General features: G+C 33.7%; 1 protein-coding gene. It reads right to left on the bottom strand.

The features are described from left to right. Window positions 1-202: transposase (locus FUA24_RS25580; protein WP_246146940.1), on the bottom strand; the 202-nt coding region annotated here is incomplete at its 3' end. Window positions 203-478: the final 276 nt, after the last annotated feature.

Genomic DNA, 478 nt, shown 5'->3' with positions numbered 1-478 from the left:
TTACTTTCTTTGAAATATAGCCATTGCGTGAATTGGTACTGTCCGAGGGTTGATGTTTCTCATAATCCAAGTGAGCATCAAGTTCGCCTTCGAGCATCTTTTCTATACCTAGTTTTTGAATGGATTTTAGAAATGAGGTAAGTTCATCTCCTGTTTTGAATTGTTTTAAAAATTCATCGTTTAATAAATCTTCTTTCTTCATTGTGTGTAAAATTTAAAATTAATCAAAAAAATATCGAGGGTTGCAACCCTCGATATTTTAAACTTTACACACTTAGTGAGATACTAGCGTTTATTTAATCTTATTTTAGGACGAATCAGTGTTTAGTTTTTAAAGAGCTACTAAATCGCCTTCAGCATTTTTAGTTGGAAGATCAGATTTACCCATTAAAAATATATCAACTTGTCTTGCAGCTTCTCTACCTTCAGAAATTGCCCAAACAATTAAAGATTGCCCACGGCGCATATCGCCAGCGGT

It is taken from the genome of Seonamhaeicola marinus (assembly GCF_008085455.1).
This window is presented reverse-complemented; position numbering and strand designations above follow the sequence as displayed.